General features: G+C 46.9%; 18 protein-coding genes. 9 read left to right on the top strand and 9 right to left on the bottom strand.

Annotated features, from left to right (window positions below):
• Positions 1 to 4 precede the first annotated feature (4 nt).
• Positions 5 to 649, bottom strand: a complete 645-nt coding sequence (gene uvrY / locus QL223_RS15480) for a UvrY/SirA/GacA family response regulator transcription factor (RefSeq protein WP_002541347.1) — start codon at positions 647 to 649, stop codon at positions 5 to 7.
• A gap of 428 nt (positions 650 to 1,077) precedes the next feature.
• On the opposite strand from uvrY, the gene QL223_RS15475 reads away from it, so the two are divergent.
• From QL223_RS15475 to uraH, 4 genes are all read left to right on the top strand, one after another.
• Positions 1,078 to 1,812, top strand: coding sequence for a gamma-glutamyl-gamma-aminobutyrate hydrolase family protein (locus QL223_RS15475; RefSeq protein WP_002541345.1), 735 nt, complete (start codon positions 1,078 to 1,080; stop codon positions 1,810 to 1,812).
• A 162-nt stretch (positions 1,813 to 1,974) separates the two neighbouring features.
• Positions 1,975 to 2,859, top strand: a complete 885-nt coding sequence (locus QL223_RS15470; RefSeq protein ID WP_002541344.1) for a sulfotransferase — start codon at positions 1,975 to 1,977, stop codon at positions 2,857 to 2,859.
• A 390-nt stretch (positions 2,860 to 3,249) separates the two neighbouring features.
• Entirely contained in the window at positions 3,250 to 4,461 is a 1,212-nt protein-coding gene (locus QL223_RS15460) for an MFS transporter (RefSeq protein WP_281545229.1), read from the top strand.
• Positions 4,462 to 4,658: 197 nt separating this feature from the next.
• Complete coding sequence (uraH, locus tag QL223_RS15455; RefSeq protein WP_002541339.1) at positions 4,659 to 5,012, top strand: hydroxyisourate hydrolase; 354 nt, start codon at positions 4,659 to 4,661, stop codon at positions 5,010 to 5,012.
• Between the two features lie 76 nt (positions 5,013 to 5,088).
• Here uraH and QL223_RS15450 read toward each other — a convergent pair whose 3' ends face one another.
• Positions 5,089 to 5,631, bottom strand: a complete 543-nt coding sequence (locus tag QL223_RS15450) for a cytochrome P460 family protein (RefSeq protein ID WP_002541338.1) — start codon at positions 5,629 to 5,631, stop codon at positions 5,089 to 5,091.
• A gap of 22 nt (positions 5,632 to 5,653) precedes the next feature.
• On the bottom strand, positions 5,654 to 6,268 hold the full coding sequence (locus tag QL223_RS15445; protein WP_002541337.1) for a cytochrome P460 family protein: 615 nt from the start codon (positions 6,266 to 6,268) through the stop codon (positions 5,654 to 5,656).
• Positions 6,269 to 6,368: 100 nt separating this feature from the next.
• On the opposite strand from QL223_RS15445, the gene QL223_RS15440 reads away from it, so the two are divergent.
• The gene (locus QL223_RS15440; protein ID WP_002541336.1) at positions 6,369 to 7,301 is read left to right on the top strand and encodes an AraC family transcriptional regulator; all 933 of its coding nucleotides are present in this window, start codon (positions 6,369 to 6,371) and stop codon (positions 7,299 to 7,301) included.
• Positions 7,302 to 7,323: 22 nt separating this feature from the next.
• On the opposite strand, the gene QL223_RS15435 is transcribed toward QL223_RS15440, so the two are convergent.
• The 4 genes from QL223_RS15435 to QL223_RS15420 form a co-directional block, all read right to left on the bottom strand.
• A complete protein-coding gene (locus QL223_RS15435; RefSeq protein WP_039850421.1) occupies positions 7,324 to 7,902 on the bottom strand; it encodes a hypothetical protein in 579 nt (192 codons plus the stop codon).
• 114 nt (positions 7,903 to 8,016) lie between these two features.
• Positions 8,017 to 9,837: a M28 family metallopeptidase gene (locus tag QL223_RS15430; RefSeq protein WP_281545228.1), complete on the bottom strand. Its 1,821-nt coding sequence runs from the start codon at positions 9,835 to 9,837 to the stop codon at positions 8,017 to 8,019.
• Positions 9,838 to 10,216: 379 nt separating this feature from the next.
• On the bottom strand, positions 10,217 to 10,690 hold the full coding sequence (locus tag QL223_RS15425) for a GNAT family N-acetyltransferase (protein WP_281545227.1): 474 nt from the start codon (positions 10,688 to 10,690) through the stop codon (positions 10,217 to 10,219).
• 54 nt (positions 10,691 to 10,744) lie between these two features.
• Positions 10,745 to 11,167 carry a GNAT family N-acetyltransferase gene (locus QL223_RS15420; RefSeq protein WP_281545226.1) on the bottom strand — a complete coding sequence of 141 codons (423 nt, stop codon included), beginning with the start codon at positions 11,165 to 11,167 and terminating at the stop codon, positions 10,745 to 10,747.
• Between the two features lie 275 nt (positions 11,168 to 11,442).
• Here QL223_RS15420 and QL223_RS15415 point away from each other — a divergent pair, with 275 nt between their 5' ends.
• On the top strand, positions 11,443 to 13,074 hold the full coding sequence (locus QL223_RS15415) for an MFS transporter (protein ID WP_039850418.1): 1,632 nt from the start codon (positions 11,443 to 11,445) through the stop codon (positions 13,072 to 13,074).
• On the opposite strand, the gene QL223_RS15410 is transcribed toward QL223_RS15415, so the two are convergent.
• The gene (locus QL223_RS15410; protein ID WP_281545225.1) at positions 13,071 to 13,757 is read right to left on the bottom strand and encodes a hypothetical protein; all 687 of its coding nucleotides are present in this window, start codon (positions 13,755 to 13,757) and stop codon (positions 13,071 to 13,073) included. The two genes, QL223_RS15415 and QL223_RS15410, sit on opposite strands and share 4 nt — an antisense overlap.
• A gap of 63 nt (positions 13,758 to 13,820) precedes the next feature.
• The gene (locus tag QL223_RS15405; RefSeq protein ID WP_281545224.1) at positions 13,821 to 14,312 is read right to left on the bottom strand and encodes a DUF2867 domain-containing protein; all 492 of its coding nucleotides are present in this window, start codon (positions 14,310 to 14,312) and stop codon (positions 13,821 to 13,823) included.
• Positions 14,313 to 14,625: 313 nt separating this feature from the next.
• Here QL223_RS15405 and QL223_RS15400 point away from each other — a divergent pair, with 313 nt between their 5' ends.
• The 3 genes from QL223_RS15400 to QL223_RS15390 all read left to right on the top strand — a co-directional run bounded on the left by QL223_RS15400 (position 14,626) and on the right by QL223_RS15390 (position 18,923).
• The gene (locus QL223_RS15400) at positions 14,626 to 15,840 is read left to right on the top strand and encodes an NRAMP family divalent metal transporter (protein WP_002541328.1); all 1,215 of its coding nucleotides are present in this window, start codon (positions 14,626 to 14,628) and stop codon (positions 15,838 to 15,840) included.
• Positions 15,841 to 16,035: 195 nt separating this feature from the next.
• Positions 16,036 to 17,049: an adenosine deaminase gene (locus QL223_RS15395; RefSeq protein ID WP_002541327.1), complete on the top strand. Its 1,014-nt coding sequence runs from the start codon at positions 16,036 to 16,038 to the stop codon at positions 17,047 to 17,049.
• Positions 17,050 to 17,120: 71 nt separating this feature from the next.
• Positions 17,121 to 18,923, top strand: coding sequence for an amidohydrolase (locus tag QL223_RS15390; protein ID WP_002541326.1), 1,803 nt, complete (start codon positions 17,121 to 17,123; stop codon positions 18,921 to 18,923).
• The last annotated feature ends 232 nt before the right edge of the window (positions 18,924 to 19,155 follow it).

Raw genomic sequence — 19,155 nt, 5'->3', positions numbered from 1 at the left:
ATGGTTAAAGTGTTTCTGTGTCTAGCATACCATGACGAATCGCAAGATGGGTCAGTTCAACGTCACCATTGATACCTAACTTACTGAACAGACGGTAGCGATAGCTGTTGACTGTCTTTGGGCTCAGGTTCAGTTGATCTGAAATGTCAGTCACTTTCTGCCCTTTCGTAATCATCATCATGATTTGAAGCTCGCGCTCTGAAAGGTTTTTGAAAGGATTCTCCTGAGCAGGAGAAAACTGACTTAACGCCATTTGCTGTGCAATTTCCGGCGAAATGTAGCGCTGACCACTGTTCACCGCGCGAATGGCATTCACCATTTCGCTCGCACCTGCACCTTTAGTGAGATAGCCAGCGGCACCGGCTTGCATCACTTTGGTTGGAAATGGATTTTCTGTATGAATTGTCAGAACAATAATCTTGGCATCTGGGTTATAGCGTAGGAGCTTTCGCGTCGCTTCCAAACCGCCAATACCAGGCATGTTCATGTCCATCAAGATAATGTCTGCATGATTCGCACGACACCACTTGACTGCTTCCTCACCGCTTTCGGCTTCCCCTACCACTTTAACACCACGCTCGTCTTCAAGAAGACGGCGTATCCCTGTGCGAACCAGCTCGTGATCATCTACAAGGAAAACACTAATCAAGCTTGTTTCTCCACTATGATTTTGGCTCGCCATGCGCCGGGATGGCGCTCGACTTTGGATGCATCTTACTTGAGTTTAACCCAACAATAAAAGACCGAACACTTTGATTCTGTGTAAGAGAGCATGTTTTTATAGTGATTCAGTCATAATTTAAACAGCAAAGTGAGTAAATCCGATACAGGCAGATGATTCACCAGAAATTTTTCCATTGAGTACATAAAGTTACGCACTGCAACCATTTTGCAGATTTATGAATGAATATCTAAAAAGCGCGACATACAGATATTCTTAATCAGCATATTTTATGCTTTTTTATGTACGTCATTAGCGTTTACTTACACATTAGGTTGGTGAAATCTTTCTTTTAGGTTCACTTTTCCAGTAAGCCTTCACAGTCACACAAACCATGCAAGGAGTGCAATATCGACATGAAGCTGGGCATTTTACTCTGTGACGACCACTACCCTGACTCCATCCCGACGTACGGACATTACGATGATGCCTTCAAGCGCATGTTTGAAGACAGTTGCATCTCTACATTCCATAGCTATCGTTGCCACGAAGAAGACTATCCGGCGTCCCCCAACGAATGTGATATCTGGCTGGTCACTGGCAGTAAATGGGGCGTTTATGATACCGATCCCTGGATTGAAGTTGTTGCCCAGTTTGTGCGCGAATGTGATGAGTTTAATCGCCCTATAATTGGCATCTGCTTTGGACACCAAATTATTCACTATGCGCTAGGGGGACGGGTTGAGAAGTCCGCTAAGGGCTGGGGAATGGGCGTGTATCCCATTAATGTTCAAAACCCAGCAAACAAGCTAGATACCCCGCTTTCTGATCAACTCAATTTGATTGCCTGTCATCAGGATCAAGTTCTCTCCCCTGCTTCTGGATTTGAAGTGATTGCCGGCTCAGACTTTTGTCCCGTGGCGATGGCTCAAAAATCTCATACCGCCCTCACGATGCAGTGTCACCCGGAGTTCACACCTGACTTTCTCGCCCAACTCATTGAGCGTCTGAGGGAAAAAGCCGGTGACGAAGTTGTCGACAGCGCACTTGAGTCTCTAAAACGCTTTGGCGAGGGAGATCGAAAGCAGGCCATTTCGTTGATTTTCGATTTTTGCCTCGCCCAAGGAAAAAGTGACAACACCTTAAAGTGATAACGTGCGGCGATTCGTGTCGAATCGCCATTTCGCATTTTCATTTTGCAACCCAAGTTGGCTTCCCGCATTGCATACCGTTTTATCTCTATGAATTAATAACTTAATCACTCTGGCACTCTACTTGCTGTTTCTTGTTTACAAACAAGAAGGAGTGTTGATATGAACAGAGCCTCTACCCTGAAGCAGCCGTTGATCTTTGTCGGACCACCACGTTCCGGCGTCACGCTGATCTCAGATTTAGTCATGCATCACGAAGCCCTGTGTTGGCTTGACGAGAGCTTTGAAAAACACCCTAGATCAGACTTCCAGCACCGACTTTTCAAACGTAAATGTGCATTCAGGAATAAAGCGCTGCAGGATAAATCCTTCTTTGGCTCTCTGGCACGGGAATTTTCTCCCACGCCTTCGGAAGCCATGAACTTCTGGGATGAACACACCCGCGAAGAAATCGACTTTTACCGTGGCTTTTCCCGTGGAAAACATGCCACCCCGGTAGAGATATCATCTATCAGAGAAATTTTGAGTCGACGCGTTACCCTTTCAGATAAAAGCCGTTTGGCGTTGAGGTTCACTGGCCCCTCACGCCTTTGCTATCTGCACAGCATTTTCCCTGATGCCAAGTTCATCAATATAAACCGAGACCCCGCTTCAACGGTGCATTCAATGATTTCTACCGACGATTGGGAATACCAAGGCAAGAACCTACTTTGGTGGCGGGGAGCCTATTCGTTACAGGAGTTGGCTCAGTACGATCGCCTGCGTGGTCATGCGGTAGCGGGCACAGCTTTCCAGCTTAACAAGCTTATTCAAACCACCAAGTTGGAGGCTTCTGAGTTAGACCTGAATATACTGACGCTGAACTACGAAGATTTTGTCGCATCCCCCGAGCATGTTATGGGACAAATACTGGACTTCGCTGAGCTCTCTTCAAGCAAAACGGTGGATGCTGCGCTCAAGCAAAACGAAATACGCTGCAGCAACAAGGTTCTCAAAATGCCCGCAACCGACGTAAATACCGTGTATACATGGTGCCCGGCAACTTAATGAGCTCTCAGTTTTTTTAAGTTTGTATATACCCAGACGACCTGAATCCTGCATCTTCAGGTTGTTTGGGTATAAGCCATGCGTTTTGCGCATGGCTTATTTGCATCTAATTCATTTGCTTCATATTCACAATATCCCTACCCTACGCGCTTCTTTAACCCATTGGCCATTTCCGCGCAGAGTCAACATGTATTCACAATCACTTTTTGCCCAGCTTGTCAGGTGGTTGCTGGTGCTGACAATCACTCTGGTTAGCGTTCAGCATTGCACTCCTCTACAACGCGCTTTTGCCGACTATGCGGTGGATGGTGGTTGCCATCAACATCATCAAATGGATGACCAACACCAAGCCCACGGGTCTCACGCAACACAATAAACAAAGGTAACTTAATGAGTATCTTCCGCTTCCCGCTGCTAGTGTGGCTGGGGATAGGGATTTTGATTATCAGCCTAGGGATCAGGCAATCTTTCGGTATCTTCATGATGCCTATCACAGACACCTTTCAGTCAGGCCGGGAATTTTTCAGCCTTGCTATCGCCCTTCAAAACCTTTTGTTTGGACTTTTCCAACCTTTCGTGGGCATAGCAGCAGACAAATACGGTGCCAAGCGCATCATTACCCTGGGTGGTTTAGCTTATGCCCTAGGTCTTTACCTCACTTCGATGGCCACAGGCACTGGTGTACTTTACATATCAATGGGTGTTCTGATCGGCTTGGGACTGAGTGCGACCAGCTACGTGATTGTGCTGGGAGCTGTTGCCAAAGTAGTACCGGCAGAACACACCGCAAAAGCGTTTGGACTGACAACGGCTATGGGGTCGTTCGGTATGTTTGCCGTTATCCCTGGCGCTCAGTCTCTGCTTGCGAACTATGACTGGCAAACCGCCATGCAAGTGTTTGCGATGTGCTGTACGCTGATGATCGCCTTTGCCGTGTTTATGAAAACGGCAGCGCCTTCATCTGCCTCAGCCGGCCAAACAGAACCAGAACAAACGCTGAAAGAAGCCATGGCCGAAGCGTTCAGACACCCAGGTTATTGGCTGATCCACGCTGGATTTTTCGTCTGTGGTTTTCAGGTCATGTTTATTGCGACTCACCTGCCGAGCTATATCGCAGACAAAGGTTTGCCGGGTAACACAGCGGCGATGGCACTGGCCTATGTCGGTATCTTCAATATCTTTGGCTCTTATTTCTGGGGCTTAATGGGCGACAGGTTTAATAAACGTTACGTCATGACCACGCTGTACATGATGCGTGCTGTGGTATTGACCTTGTTTATCACCGTGCCACTAACAACCCACACCGCTACTTTGTTTGGCGCGGCGATTGGTTTCTGTTGGCTGGGAACCGTGCCGCTGACTTCTGGTTTGGTCCGTCAGATCTTTGGAGCGCGTTACATGTCGACGCTTTATGGTCTGGTGTTCTTTACTCACCAGATCGGCAGTTTCATAGGTGCCTGGGTTGGGGGTCGCGTATTCGACTATTACGGCTCTTATGAACCTATCTGGTGGACAACAGTGGTGCTGGCAATAGCTGCTGCGCTTATCCACCTGCCGATTAACGACAAGCCTGTTGTGCGTCCCGTGTTGCAGAACACGTAATGATATGAATCCGGGTCATCATGGCCCGGCCTTCCTTTTTTGCCCATTCTCCATCGGGTCTTCTACCTGCTGAAAAATGCTAAAAGTTCAACTGAATTAGGCGCTTGCTCAAAGTTTTATCATTTTGTGTTGGGGTGCCAACGCAGCAAATGCTAATTTTTTGTTAAGACAAGAGCTTTTGAAATTGGGGTGGTGAAATGGGAAAACTGACCACGCATGTTCTCGACACCGCTAGGGGAAAGCCAGCACAAGGTGTCAAAATCTCACTGTACCGCATCGATGACGAAGGTTTACATCCAGTGACCACAAGCATCACCAATGATGATGGTAGAACAGATACACCTCTCATCGAAGAAGGTTACCTTATTTCTGGTCAATACCAGCTGGTGTTTGCCACGGCCTCTTACTTCCAACACTCCAACGCCCAGCTCGACGCTATCCCTTTTCTTGATGAGATTGTCATTCGTTTCGGCGTATCCGACCACAATCAGCACTATCACGTCCCATTGCTGGTCTCGCCCTATGGGTATTCGACATACCGGGGAAGTTAGATAAAAACTCTAGGACTAAAAAAGCCAGCACTTTAGCTGGCTTTGTTTTACGAGGGATAGTGATTAACCTGTTCTGTTACTTGCCAAGAATCGGATAGGCTTCGGTGTAGATCCAATCATTGGCTTTGGCAGGAACATGGCAACCAAGACAATCAGTCTTGTAATCTGCTGAGGCGTTCTTGGTCATGTCATCAGTTTTGAACAATGCCCAACCCCAACCGTCACCCCAAGAGCCATTATCGGAAAAGCGGCCTTCACCGTCTTTCACCATCACAAACCACTGTTTGAGATCGCCGGTCTCATGGCTGACGCCACTGCCCGTCGTATAATTGCCGGTGTTGTGCGCACGCAACTCTTTAACCAGCGTTGCACCGTCTGGGAATTTGCCATTTTTTCGAAACGCTTCCACCGTTTCTTTTTCGGTGTACACACCATGGAAACCGCTAGCGCCGCCCTCTGGTACAAACCAAGAACCTAAATGGACCATATTGGTTCGGAAATCGTTAGGGAAGCTGATGTTTCCTTTTTCATCCACGTAAGGTGAAAACGCATCGTTCGCAGCAAGCGCACTAAACGCTGTACCAGTGGCAAGCAAGCCGATAAGAAATGCCTTTTTCATAAATGACTCCATTACTTTCTTATTATTTCAGGCTAGAGCTGTGTCCGCCGCTTGCTGCCTCACCTTTCGCTTTGCCCGCACGCAGCACTGGGTAGTACTGAGTGAATACAAAGTCATCAGCCGCTGCTGCTTGGTGACAAGCGTTACAAGCTGCTGCAGGAAAAGCTTTCGCAGTATCAGTCAGCGCACTATGGTCAGGCGTTGAAAAGCTGTAGTAAGACCAGTTACCCGGCTCATCTGGGTTCAGGCTTTTGCTTTTAATGGTGGCTTCCAAGCCAATGTAGTCACCCTGAAAATAACCATTACCACTGACTGCAGCCTTGCTTCCCACACTGACGAGCTCTTTGATGATGATGGTGCCATCTCTGAACTCACCCTTCTCTTTCCACACCGCCCAACTTTCTGGATCAATGTAAACGTTGTGATGCTCTGGGAAAGCCGCTTTGCCGTTGTTCATATCATTCGGTGTCACAGGCGTACCGACATACACCCACTCGCGGTAGCCGGTTGGTCTCTGAAGTTCACCGTCTTTGACAGTGAAATACTCTTTGGCAAATGCCGAAGTAGAAACGAAACCGCCAGCTATAATCATTGAAGCCACAGTTAGTAGTGCTGCCTTGGTGTTTTTTACATCCATTTTCTCACCTCTAGTACAGTTGAGGTGCACCATCTTGGCACACCTTGCGTTAGTCTAAGCTAAATTACATAGCCATGATGTTACTAAGGGAATCAGAACGGTGCCTCAACGAATCAAAAGCGAAGAAACCTTTAATTATCTGTCCGATGTCTTTGAAACTCTTAGATTTAAAGGCAGCATTTTCTTCAGTTCCGATCTCAGTGCACCTTGGGGCATAGCACTGGAGAAACGCGAGTTTCCACGCTTTCATATCGCACTCAAAGGAAACTGTTTTGTAGGGTTGGATAGCAATAAGCCTTTTCTCGCAAATGAGATGGATGTGTTTCTGTTACCGGGAGGTGATGCGCACTGGTTAGCGGACTCTCCCGACAATAAAAAGACCCTGAGTGACATCGCCATCGACGCTTGCGAGCTGGGAAAACCTCTGTTTCAGGAAGGGCCTACCACCCACAAACTCATGTGTGGACTCATCATGTTTGATGCCGGACTCAGCCACCCGGTTGTTGACGCTTTGCCCCCCGTTATCCATATCAAGGATATTGGACACGACACAACAATTTGGCGCCTCGTAATATCCATCGATAAAGAAATTTCGGAGCATGGATACAGGGAAAATCCTATTGTCGATAAACTTTCAGAAGCGTTATTTTTAAAGTTTTTGTCTCACTATTTAAACGAAACCACAGAAAGCTTTAGTTTTATCAAAGCAGTAAAAGATAAACGCATTCATGAAGCTTTGATGCTGATGCATCGCGAGCCTGGTAAAGACTGGACACTCGAAGAGATTGGAAGACACGTCGGTATGTCGAAAGCGACACTGGTTCGCCATTTTCAGGATGCGTTGGGTATGGCCCCCATCGCTTACCTTAGCCACTGGCGTCGCTTAAAGGCCTACAACGCTTTGAAATACACCAATGACCCTATTGACAAAATCGCGCTCTCTCTCGGCTTTACTTCTGGACGGACATTAAGTCGCGCCCTAGTAAGAGAACTCGGGGTGACGCCAGCGGAGATTAGGGCACACAATGAATAGCATGCCCACATGCAAGATTAGATTAGAAATTGAAGCTCCAACCAGCTGGAACCCCTTTTGCTTTCAGAGCTTTGATGGCCTTTTCTTTGTCCTGCTCAGTGACATACTCAAAATGGGCACTAAAAGAAGATGATCCTGTTGCATCGTATTCACTTTCGCCCACGAAAGTCTGACTTGAAACAGTTACCGTGTTCGGCTCAACCTCAAAGTAAACACTAGCGCGTTTTCTAATATATGACTGCCCATCATTAAACACTCTACGGTAGTTTGCATGACACTTGAACTCGTCAAACATATACTCACCGGGTTCAAGATCTGTAATAAGCCCAAAATCAGGCTTGTCGAAAAGATAAATCTCTCTCGCTTCTGATTTATCTAACTCTTCAGGAGCGCGAAATACCTTCTTAACTTCAAAAGATATTGACCGACAAGGATACTTTTTCGCTTCGTTTGTATTTTCCATCGAAATAGGAATTACAACAGCTCCATTTCCGTTTGCAGTTGGAAGACTTTCGGCCGTTTTAGGCGTCCCTGCGCAACCAATCACACTCATAGCCACTGACGATAAGAGCATCACCCTTAATACTTTAACTTTTTTCATTTGTTTGCTCCTTGCTTTAACAAAGCAAGGATAGCTGAAAACTTGACACCTTAATGTATTCAAATGAAGACAAAAAAGGGAGCCAAACGGCTCCCTTTTGTATAAGTCATTGTGTTACTTACGGTCTTGGTCGAAGTCACCATGGAAGTGTCCGTGGTCTGCCACTTCACGTGAGGCTGACTTGATCTTCTCCCCGATACGATGTTCGTGCTCATGGTCATCATGAACTGCCAGTGTCCTCAGCGTACGAGTTTCTGGTGCTGCATCCTGTTGGTTCTTGTCATCAGCATACAAATCTTCACTCATCGCATAGAAGGTTGCCACGTAAGCCAGTGCACGGGAGTTCATTTCCATTGCAACATTGTTCACGTTGTTGATGTCATCACACGCTTGGTGATAACACTTGTCGTAGGCAACATCCACTTCACCGCCAAACTGCTCAACTTCTTCGGCTGATTTGGTTTTCTCTGCACCGGTGAACAAGCCACCAAATGCGATGCCCCAATCAGCAAAGCCTGAGTAGTCTGAACGCTTTGACAAGGCTTGAGGTACTGTGGTCTCGTCATTGTCATTGAAGAATTCGTTGAACAAACCTTCAATATGGCCTGTGCCTTCTGGTGGCTCAAAGTCGCCTGGGTAAGCGTTATCAGGGCTGTCTTTGGTGTCTGACAAATCGCCATCCATGACGCCATAGATGTAGTTAGGTGACGCAATCATGTCGAAGTTGAGGTACATCTTAATCGGGTTGATTTCGAAGTAACGGGCTTCGACCATCTCACGCTGTTCATCCGTCAGCTCACTCGGGTCAGAAATACCCAACTCTTCCATGATTTGCGCTTGCGCATCCGCGTAGTAAGCGCCAAACACCTCGCCTGTGTAGTATTCAGAACCCACAAGGCCTGCTTCTTCGGCAGCCCACCAAGCAAAACGCACTTTGTTTTTCTGGGTGACTGGCAGTCGCTTCATTTTTTTCTTGAGGCGGATAGCATATTCAAGAATCGCCGCCGAGCCAGACCCGTTATCCTGAATACCCGGGCCTTCAGGTACAGAATCCAAGTGCGCCCCAACCATGACAATCTGATCTGGGTCGCCTGCTTTGGTTTCAGCCAGTAAGTTTTCCGTCACCACAATTTCGTCTTCGGTTTGAACAGAAAGTGCTGCGGTAATGGCACCTGACTCCAACGCGTCATACCATTCTTTACCGAGGTCATAACGTGCTCCAAACGCTGGAATGGTGGCTTCTGAGTCGCTACCCAAAGTACCATTCACCACGCTCTTACGACCATCGTTGTTACCCTGGTTAAATACGATAACACCGACCGCACCAGCATTTTCGGCGTTGACCACTTTTGAATCAAACGTACAGCCACCGCGTTGAATAACAGCAACTTTGCCTGTCACATCAACACCGTCAAAATCCGATGCTTCACAGCCATCGGTGTCGTCATAATCTGGTGATTCAAAATCAAAATCGGGAGTAACAAAAGCGATGTCAGCGCTGATTGCACCATCTGAACTGCCAGAATAGGACATGGCGGCGTAATCTGCTGGAATGTCATCTGTCGCATCACGGACATGCACAAGTTGTTGCCCATTAACGCTGAGGGTCGTGCCATCAAGTTCAACCCAACTGCGGAAATCAAACTCCTGCAGTGTCACCTCGTAGCCATGTTTTTCCAGCGTCTGCTTAATATAGTCAACAGAATTTGCATAACCATCGGTACCCGCTGCACGGGTAATAGAATTACCATCTGGTGTTGGAATGGCAGCTGCTTCGAGCGCCTCAAGATGGTCAAACAAGTTTTTCTCTTTCATTGCTTTGCTGACTTTGTTCGCCACCCATCTTGGGTCTTCACAGCCCGCAAAGCCCGTCAGTAATGCGGCACTCATTGCCACCACTAACACTTTCTTTGTACTAACGTTGAATGTTTTCATTTTGTCGTCCTTTTTAATTGACGTCATCAGTCAAACACTCAGCGTGTTAATTTTCAAAAAACTCATCTGGTTAAATTTTTGTTAAGTGAAGGGGTATCACAATTTATTAAGTAAAAGAGAGATGAATAACAATTAAAATAAATTCCCGCTTCAAGGTCGGAATTTAGAAAGATAATACATGGCTGTAAAGAAACCTAATTAACACCGAATTTAATTATTTATTTAAACACGGCATGAATTAATATAGTTCAAAGTGACTGGTTCAACAGGAAAGATAAACATAGAAAGACATTTTAATTCAATCCAGCAATACATATATGCATTTTACACTTGTACAGCCTTTCGGACTGAGCCCAAGATCTTGTCTGTCCAAGCGGCTTTATCTACGCAACATTAGCTTCATCACATGTTGAGGTCCCACTGGACCACCGTGATACAGTGATCCTGTATCTTCAAAGCCCCCTTTAAGGTATGTCTGATAAGCAACCGTGTTTTTACAATTCACCGTCAGATAGAGCCAAGAGACATCAGGAAACTCGAGGGAAATGGAGTCTGCCAATAATGAGACCGCCTTTTTACCGATCCCCTTTCCTTGGTAGCGACGATCAATAGCAAAACTTCGAAGCCCTACCCCTGTAATCCCATCCCCAACGATTTCAGAATTAAAAGCAGTATCAATTTTGAAGTAGCCAACAATGAGATCGTCATGGACAATCAGAAAGCGATTGATGTTTTCCTCAACATCACTGATGAAATTTTCTGGTGGCGCTGTAAATTTGACCTGTTCTTCCGCTAATAATATTTTAAGCACATCATATTCATCTTTCTGTTTGAATTTTCTTATCGCTGTCATTCGTATTCCTTTAAAATCGTGCACTTCAGAATATTAGCAATCCCTGATCACGTTTCATTTATATATGTCAGGATGCCATACCTGCATTAACGAGTCAGGATTGGCAATCGGCGTAAAACCGTACTTTTCATATAACCCATGTGCATCACGGGTTGCCAGCATGGTTCGACGAAGACCTTGTAGGTCAGGATGTGCCACAATGCTATCCATCAATACTCTAGCAATCCCCTCACCTTGACGCTCTTCCACCACAAAAACATCTCCCAGATAGGCAAATGTCGCCCGGTCAGTGATCATTCTGGCAAACGCTAACTGCGTGTTGTTTTCATCAAACACACCAAAACAGAGAGAATGTGCTAATGCCTTTTCTAACGTCGCTTTTGGAATGCCTTTTGCCCAGTAGGACTCTGATATCACCTGATGAATGAGGTCGATATTCATGTGCTCTAATTGGTTGGATACGCGAAATCTTTCCATGATTCATTCCCTCAGATTTAGCAAAACTAGACCATACTCAATCATGAATAAGAAATATGTCGGATTTGCGAGAGCCAGCAGTGAAAGCCTTTGAGTTCTCTCATTTCCACGTTCTCTCAGTGGTAACATTTTTAGGCTAACACGCATTTTTGAAGCTCAGAGCCGGTTTGATAGAAAACCCTCATAAAAACTTCATTCTTTTGCTCTTTAAACCACCAATAACTAAGCTCCGATTCTTTCTTTATTGGAACTTGCATTACTCGGCATATACGGACATGAAAGCGAATATATTCATACGGATACGACCCATACTCTTCACGATATTTGGGTTTGCTATCAGCCACAACCTCTTTTTCGTCATGCTACCTATCCGCATGAAGGAAAACGGCTACCCGACAGCCGATATTGGTCTGGCAATGAGTATGTTTGCTGTAGGAGCAATTTGTGCAGGGTTGTTTGGTTCCCGGGCAGTGCTCCGTGCCGGACACATTCGCGCGTTTGCCTCAATGGCGGCAACCCTGTCTATTGTGTCTGTTGTTCATAGCTACACGACCGATATTGTTGTTACCGCCGCACTGCGCGCGATTGCAGGCTTCTGCTATGTCACGTCATTTATCACGCTCGAAAGTTGGCTCAATGTACTGAGTGATCGAAGTAACCGAGGCCGAGTTTACGGCACCTACCAGATCTGTTTTGCGATTGGATTCGGTACCGCTCCCTTTCTTTTCAGCGCATTTAACGAAAACGACCCACGGCTGTTTGGGGTGATTTCGGTATTCCTTTGTGTTTCCCTCATCATCATGTCAATGAGCCGTTTACCGGCACCGGAATTGCCCAAACGCGCGACACCGATTTCTCTTAAAAAGCTCTGGCAATACTCCCCTTCAGGCACGCTCGCTTGTTTCTGTGCCGGGTTGATTAATGCAGCCAGCGTTTCACTTATCTCTCTTTACGCTTACAGCAAAGGGATCTCAGGAATCTGGCTATCACTGATCCTGGGTTCTTACCAAATGGGCGGTTTGCTCACTCAGTTTCCAACCGGGTGGCTGGCCGATCGCTACGACAAACGTGTCGTGGCATCAGGTCTCATGTTTATGGGGATCATCAGCAACAGCTTGATAGTGCTTGATAACTTTTACCCTTATCCGATCGAATTGTTGGCCGTGCTGTTTTGGGTATCAGGCGGTTCAGGCGTGGCACTTTTCCCGCTTGCTGTTACTCAAGTGTTTGACCACATTGAACAAAAAGAAGCCATGCCTGCCACCAGTACTATGCAAATATTGCTAGGCGTCGGTGGTGTGATTGGGCCGATTGTGGCGAGTTTCCTGATGAATGAGTTCGACGTCGTCTGGCTCTACTACTACATCATTACGGTTCATATTTTCGTCTTTGTCTTCCTGATGGCACGTAAGCTGTTTGTTCGCACAGAAACATTGCCAGCGGCCTCTTCCTTCAAGGTCAACGTGCAACCTATGGGGAGTTCGAGTGATTATGACCCAATGATGGATTTCAAGGACATCGACAAAGCCAACCCAGAGCTAAAACTTCTCATCGCTGCGTTGGGTCAGAATCCATCCGATCCGGGGATTTTGATCCGACTCGCTCTACAAGGTTCTTCGCTGAACGCACATGACGTGGCGAAGAACATCGTGCTCGCCTATCCGAAAAAAGGTGGTGACATGCTGCGCCACTTGATTGAGCAGTTCCCTAAACGGCGCTTGGAAGTCGCTTATTCACTGCATGACCTGTTTATTTTGAGGAAAGAGCGGATTAACAACCTATTGCAGGAAGCGTTGTTAGACGGAGCCTCGATTGAAGAAGCAGAGAAGATTAATGAGTTGCTCGACGACATCGCGATAGCTAACAACAAAGCCGACGATAGCGATGCCGCCGAAAAGCCCGTTTAGCGTTTTCTCGGGCAAGACATGAGGTTGAAGCTTTTGTCGAAACAGATACCAAACTCATGACGGCTTTGATGCAGCCAAGTATTCTTCAGTTCAGGATTATTATCGCGCATCCAACGAATTGCTTTCTTGGCATTCAAGTCAGCAGGCGGCAGCTTAAATTGACCGGCAAGTTCGAGCGTCTTGTCGAAATACGCTTCTGCTGAATCAAAGTCGCACGAACCGTGTTTTTCCCACTGCCCTTGCAGCAGGCGCGTGCCCGGGCTCATACACAGATATGGCTTGATAGTTTCCAACGGCAATGGTGCTAAGTCGCCCTTACAGAATCGAGGATGTCCCTTGTTGTTGCCTGACTTATAAGCCTTTTCTGACTCTCCCCAAAGACCATGCACCACCCAACCGAAGTCATTCCCAGAGTCACACTGAAACCGCACGGACGCCTCGCGGCCCTTTCGTTCCATGGTTTTACAAAAGCCCGGCGAATTGGAGTAAACCAACAGGAAGAAATCAGTGGGTACGTTTTTGTTTTGGTAGTCGAGATGATTGTCATAGCGCAGGTTGAGGTCAGAGACATCAATATCACAACTTTCGGGAGTTAAAGCGTGAGAGCTTGTTACCGAGCCGAAGAAAAGCGCTAAAGCAGCAACGAGCGAAAAGTGTTTTAGTGAGGGAAGGAACCGAAGCACAACGCATACCTTTAAAACGATAAGTTGGCTTGAAAGATATTATGCTTCGTATCAATTGTCACATCAGAGCTTCTTCAGTGTCGCTGGCACGATGATTTTATGTACTGGCCCAACGAAGAACATGTATATCTTACCGAAGGTATTTTTAACGTGAACAACAGAACTTGCCGTCACCAACGCTTTGTCACCGTGAGGTTCAACAAAGAATGACAACTTCACATCCAGATGTTTATCTCTGTCTTCCATGATCACTTCTGAGTGAGATTTGTAGATCATCTCGAAAATGCCGACTTTATCGCCCACCTGATAGTCATCCGCCGTTTTCTTCGGGTAAAAGTCATCGAGATTACCAAGGTGTTTTAAGCCCATTCTCGAAACCACTTCGTTGCGGATTTTCATCAGCTTGTTCACCCAATCCGGTGTGCTGTTCATCACCCGGAGATAAACCTCCATGGCAGATTCGCCCTTGTAATCTATTTCTTTGGTGTAGTTATCTGCAAAGTAGGCATTATTCGAATAACGATAAAGCTCTGTGAAACTGGGTATTCCATCCATGATTTATCCTCTTTCATAGTTTTTGACGATTCGTCATTTTTTATTAAGGTACCATATGCATAAAGAATTAGGTATGCCAGAATCCATTTCTGGTCACAAAAGTCACCATTGAAAACCAAGATGAAAAAACCTCAAACTATTTGCGGTTTAATGATTGACTTGAAAGTTGGTTGCCATTAACATCCGCGCCCAGCAAAAAGAGAGCTTACCAAGGCTTTTCTTTTCAATAGCTTAACAGCTCTCTATCAGCTGATCCCGGTCAGTTGTTTTTCTTTTTTTATTAAATAGGAAGACAACAAAATCGGAACCCGGCATGACCGCAAAAGCACACACCCAACTCAACGCCAACTGGCAATCCAAAGCCATTTTCAGCGTCGCATTCTTAATGGCTACCACTTCAGTTGGCCCCGGCTTTCTGACACAAACCGCTGTTTTCACCAACATCTATAAAATCGACATGGCTTTCCCTGTGTTTGCCTCCATGTTTATCACCTTCGGTATCGTTATGAACCTGTGGCGAATCGTGGGTGTTTCAGGCCTTCGTATCCAAGATATCGCGAACAAAATCGCGCCAGGTGCAGGCTACTTCATCGGTATTCTGCTGGCATTAGGTGCGGTGGCATTCAACTTCGGTAACGTCAGTGGTGCTGCGCTTGGCATCAACGTGCTGACTGGCGTGGATACCACTTGGGGTGCGCTGTTTACCGGTGTTGTCGGTTGCCTGTTGTTTGTCGTTCATAACGCATCAAAGCGTATGGATCAGATGGCGCGCTACCTCGGCCTGTTTATGATTGTTTTAATCGCCTATGTCGCCATGACCAGCCTTCCACCTATGGGGGAAACCTTATCCGCAGCAGTGATGCCAACAGACATGGGCAGCCTTTTGCTTCCGACCCTGACCATTGTTGGTGGCGCTGTGGGAGGTTACTACACTGGCGCACAACGTTTGGTTGATATCGGCCTGCAAGGAAAAGAGAACGTTGAGCACATCAACAAAGCTGCCTGGGCAGGTATCTCTATCGCTGTTGTTATCCGCATTCTGCTTTTCATGGCCGTGTTTGGTGTGATTGCTGCTGGTGCAGTGCTGGACACTGCAAACCCAGCCGCAGACGCGTTTCGTCAAGGCGCGGGCGAAGTAGGTTACTTTATCTTTGGTCTGGTGCTGTTCGTTGCGTCTATCACGTCGGTGGTGGGTAACTCCTACATGGCTATCTCACTGATCAAAACACTGTTCCCTGTGGTTGCCCGTAACGAAAAAGCCTGGTGCTGTGGCTTCATCATCATTACCAGCGTTGGTACCGTGCTGATGAACATGCCAATCCTGCTACTGATGCTTGCTGGCTTGGTAAACAGCATCATCCTGCCTGTGGTACTGGGGTTTGTGTTGGCTGCGACGCGTCGTAAAGACATTGTGGGTGATTACAAACACCCTATATATTTAACCCTTACAGGTGCGGCGATTGTTGTCATCATGGCAATTTCGAGCCTGAGTAATGTGCAGAACTTTATGACTAAGTTCATCGGTTAAGCTTCCTTTCAAAGCAAAAATGCCGTCTGACGTTGGCGGCATTTTTGTGAACTTATGACAAGCTGCCGTATTGCGAATTCCAAAATTTGACCGATGAGTCAACACCAACTAGTTTAGATCCATACAGCATTCCATTCTCAAAAATTTGCCCTACCGATATATACCTTTCAATAAGTTACGAACAGGGAGAAGACGATGGAAAAGTTTATCCGATGCTTGCCGAAGGTGGAGTTGCATCTGCATATTGAAGGCTCACTTGAACCCGAGTTGATGTTTGAACTCGCAGAAAGAAATGGTATTTCCACGCCCTATTCAAGCGTTGAGGAAGCCCGCAACGCCTACCAATTCCATAACCTGCAGTCCTTCCTCGATATTTACTATCAAGGGGCCAATGTCCTTATTACTGAACGTGATTTCTTCGACCTGACCTGGGCGTATCTGCTGCGTTGTAAAGCCGACAATGTCATGCATACAGAAATCTTCTTTGACCCTCAAACCCACACCGACCGGGGGATTTCATTCGATACGGCTATCAATGGCATCTACCACGCTCTTCGCCAAGGGGAAAAAGAGCTTGGCATTACAAGCCAGCTGATCATGTGTTTTCTTCGCCATTTATCGGAAGAAGCGGCCTTTGAAACTTTGGAAAAGGCGAAGCCTCACTTAAATCGGTTAGTTGGTGTTGGGCTGGACTCTTCCGAAGTAGGCCATCCACCAGAGAAATTCCAACGTGTATTTGCTGAAGCGCGAGCACTGGGGTTGAAAACTGTCGCGCATGCAGGGGAAGAAGGCCCTCCGAGTAACATCAGAGATGCGATTAATCTTTTGCATGTCAGCCGCATTGATCATGGCGTGAAAAGCAGCGAGGACCCCGAACTGGTAAAAGAGTTGGCGATATCTAGAATGCCTCTCACCGTCTGCCCACTGTCTAACATCAAGCTTCGCGTGTTTGACAAGATGGCAGACCACAACATCCTCAACCTACTGGCTCAGGGACTCTGCGTGACCGTCAATTCCGATGACCCCGCCTTTTTCGGTGGATATATGACGGACAATTTTATTGCCCTTAATAATGCTTTATCTCCCAGCCCTCAGCAGCTGGCACAATTTACCCGAAATGCCATTGAAGCTTCTTTCGTCTCCGAAGAACGCAAGAAGGAAATGATGCAAAATCTGGACGACTTTTGGGATAAACACGGCATACACTGATTCCAATCAGGTTCATAACGCACTGAATCACAGACGGGCTAGGCCCGTCTTGTTTTTCCAGAGGAGTCTCCATGAAAGCTTCAATCGCCGCCCTTTCAGCGCTGTTTGTTTCTGCTCCAATCTTCGCTACCAGCCCACCAAAACCTTTTGCTGACACCATTTACCACAACGCTCAGGTCATAACGGTCAATGATAAACAACCCGAGGCGGAAGCTGTTGCCATCCTAAACGGAAAAATACTCGCCGTAGGGGAAGCAGAAGAAATTCTCAGGCTAAAGGGTGACAAAACCAAAGTGGTGGATTTAAAAGGTTTGACCATGATCCCCGGCTTTATTGATGCTCACGGCCACGTAATGAACACAGGCTTACAGGCTGTATCAGCCAATTTGTTGTCACCACCTGATGGCCCTGTGACTGATATCGCAAGCCTTCAACAAGCCCTGAGAAAATGGGCTGAAGTCCCAGTAAACAAAGCGCAGGACTTTATCATCGGCTTTGGCTACGACGACTCCCAGCTCAAAGAGCAAATTCACCCAACCCGCTTTGACCTTGATAAAGTATCAACCGACGTTCCCATCCTGATCATTCACCAATCTGGTCATATCGGAGTCATGAACAGCAAAGCGCTGGAGATGATGAAACTGACGGCGACCAGCAAAAACCCACCAGGTGGCGTGATTCGACGTGTGAAAGACAGTGATGAACCCAATGGTGTGCTGGAAGAGTCCGCTTTCTTTGGCGCGCTGATACCACTGTTCACGCAAATCAGCCCAGACGAAAATGAGATGCTATTCCGCGCAGGGATGGATCTGTACGCCAAGTATGGGTACACCACCGCGCAGGAAGGCCGTTCCATGTCTGACAGTGTCAAAACCATGTACGAGATTGCCCAGCAAGAGCCGCTTCCTATTGATGTAGTGGCCTACACCGACATTCAACTCGGCACTGACACTCTCACAGCACCTTACCTCAGCAATAGCTACACCAACGGTTTTCGCCTCGGTGGCGTGAAACTGACACTGGATGGCTCACCACAAGGGAAGACCGCATGGCTCACCAAACCATACCTAATCCCCCCTGAAGGCCAAAATGCTGAATATCGGGGTTATCCCATCATGTCTGACGAAGAAGCGGAGAAATATGTCGGCATGGCGATGGAAAATGGCTGGCAACTGCTAACCCACGCGAATGGTGATGCATCGATTGACCAATACATCCGCGCAGTAAAAAATGCGACAGCGAAATACGGCGCAAAAGAACGCCGATTTGTGGCGATTCACGCCCAAACTGCCCGTGAGGATCAAGTTCAGGCATTCAAAGACCTGAACGTGATTCCCTCGTTTTTCCCTATGCACACCTTCTATTGGGGAGACTGGCATGCGCAATCCGTGTTGGGTGATGAACGTGCTGAGAACATTTCCCCAACGGGTTGGGCACTGGATAGAGGCATGATTTTCACTTCGCACCATGATGCGCCCGTCGCTTTCCCAGACTCGATGCGGGTTTACTCTGCAACAGTTAACCGCATTACACGAAGTGGCCGTATTTTAGGTAAAGATCAGCGCGTATCCGCCATGACAGCGCTTAAAGCACAAACCATCTGGTCTGCGTATCAGCATTTCGAAGAAGACACTAAGGGATCGATTGAAGTTGGCAAGGTCGCCGACCTCGTTTTCCTCTCAGATAATCCGCTAACTATCGATCCAATGAAACTGGCGAACATCTCTGTGATGACGACGATTAAAAACGGCAAAATTATCTACACCAAAGCCAGTGACAAAACAGCCTTAGAAAGCTGCGCCAGCTCGACCAAATGCCAAAAGCTCGCCTCTCATACCATGATGATTGCAGGCCTTATTCCTCATAAACATTAATTGACTCAAGACGTTATTAAGCCGGGCTCAAATTTCAACATCGCCCGGCTTTTTCTGACAACGTCAACATGGCGTAGCGACACGTTCTCATCGCTTGTGGAGGGATGTGAATATTTTCTCGGATAGACTTGTCATTCTATTCAACAATATGAGATAACGTCGCCCTGTTTTAAGCTGGCTAGCGCTTGCGGTTATGGATACCGCCACCAGATTTAGTCAAATACTCTCTCCA

The sequence above is a fragment of the Grimontia sp. SpTr1 genome (genome assembly GCF_947387585.1).
Classification (GTDB): domain Bacteria; phylum Pseudomonadota; class Gammaproteobacteria; order Enterobacterales; family Vibrionaceae; genus Enterovibrio; species Enterovibrio indicus.
Note: the sequence above shows the minus strand (reverse complement) of the source record. Positions and strands in the feature narration are given on the sequence as shown.

Bases quoted from the DNA above. Each gene is read 5' to 3' on its own strand.
- QL223_RS15390 (WP_002541326.1), top strand. From the start codon at position 17,121: ATGAAAGCTTCAATCGCCGCCCTTTCAGCGCTGTTTGTTTCTGCTCCA.
- QL223_RS15405 (WP_281545224.1), bottom strand. From the start codon at position 14,312: ATGGATGGAATACCCAGTTTCACAGAGCTTTATCGTTATTCGAATAAT.
- QL223_RS15430 (WP_281545228.1), bottom strand. From the start codon at position 9,837: ATGAAAACATTCAACGTTAGTACAAAGAAAGTGTTAGTGGTGGCAATG.
- QL223_RS15395 (WP_002541327.1), top strand. From the start codon at position 16,036: ATGGAAAAGTTTATCCGATGCTTGCCGAAGGTGGAGTTGCATCTGCAT.
- QL223_RS15415 (WP_039850418.1), top strand. From the start codon at position 11,443: ATGAAAGCGAATATATTCATACGGATACGACCCATACTCTTCACGATA.
- QL223_RS15420 (WP_281545226.1), bottom strand. From the start codon at position 11,167: ATGGAAAGATTTCGCGTATCCAACCAATTAGAGCACATGAATATCGAC.
- QL223_RS15425 (WP_281545227.1), bottom strand. From the start codon at position 10,690: ATGACAGCGATAAGAAAATTCAAACAGAAAGATGAATATGATGTGCTT.
- QL223_RS15400 (WP_002541328.1), top strand. From the start codon at position 14,626: ATGACCGCAAAAGCACACACCCAACTCAACGCCAACTGGCAATCCAAA.
- QL223_RS15435 (WP_039850421.1), bottom strand. From the start codon at position 7,902: ATGAAAAAAGTTAAAGTATTAAGGGTGATGCTCTTATCGTCAGTGGCT.
- uraH (WP_002541339.1), top strand. From the start codon at position 4,659: ATGGGAAAACTGACCACGCATGTTCTCGACACCGCTAGGGGAAAGCCA.
- QL223_RS15450 (WP_002541338.1), bottom strand. From the start codon at position 5,631: ATGAAAAAGGCATTTCTTATCGGCTTGCTTGCCACTGGTACAGCGTTT.
- QL223_RS15460 (WP_281545229.1), top strand. From the start codon at position 3,250: ATGAGTATCTTCCGCTTCCCGCTGCTAGTGTGGCTGGGGATAGGGATT.
- QL223_RS15470 (WP_002541344.1), top strand. From the start codon at position 1,975: ATGAACAGAGCCTCTACCCTGAAGCAGCCGTTGATCTTTGTCGGACCA.
- QL223_RS15445 (WP_002541337.1), bottom strand. From the start codon at position 6,268: ATGGATGTAAAAAACACCAAGGCAGCACTACTAACTGTGGCTTCAATG.
- QL223_RS15475 (WP_002541345.1), top strand. From the start codon at position 1,078: ATGAAGCTGGGCATTTTACTCTGTGACGACCACTACCCTGACTCCATC.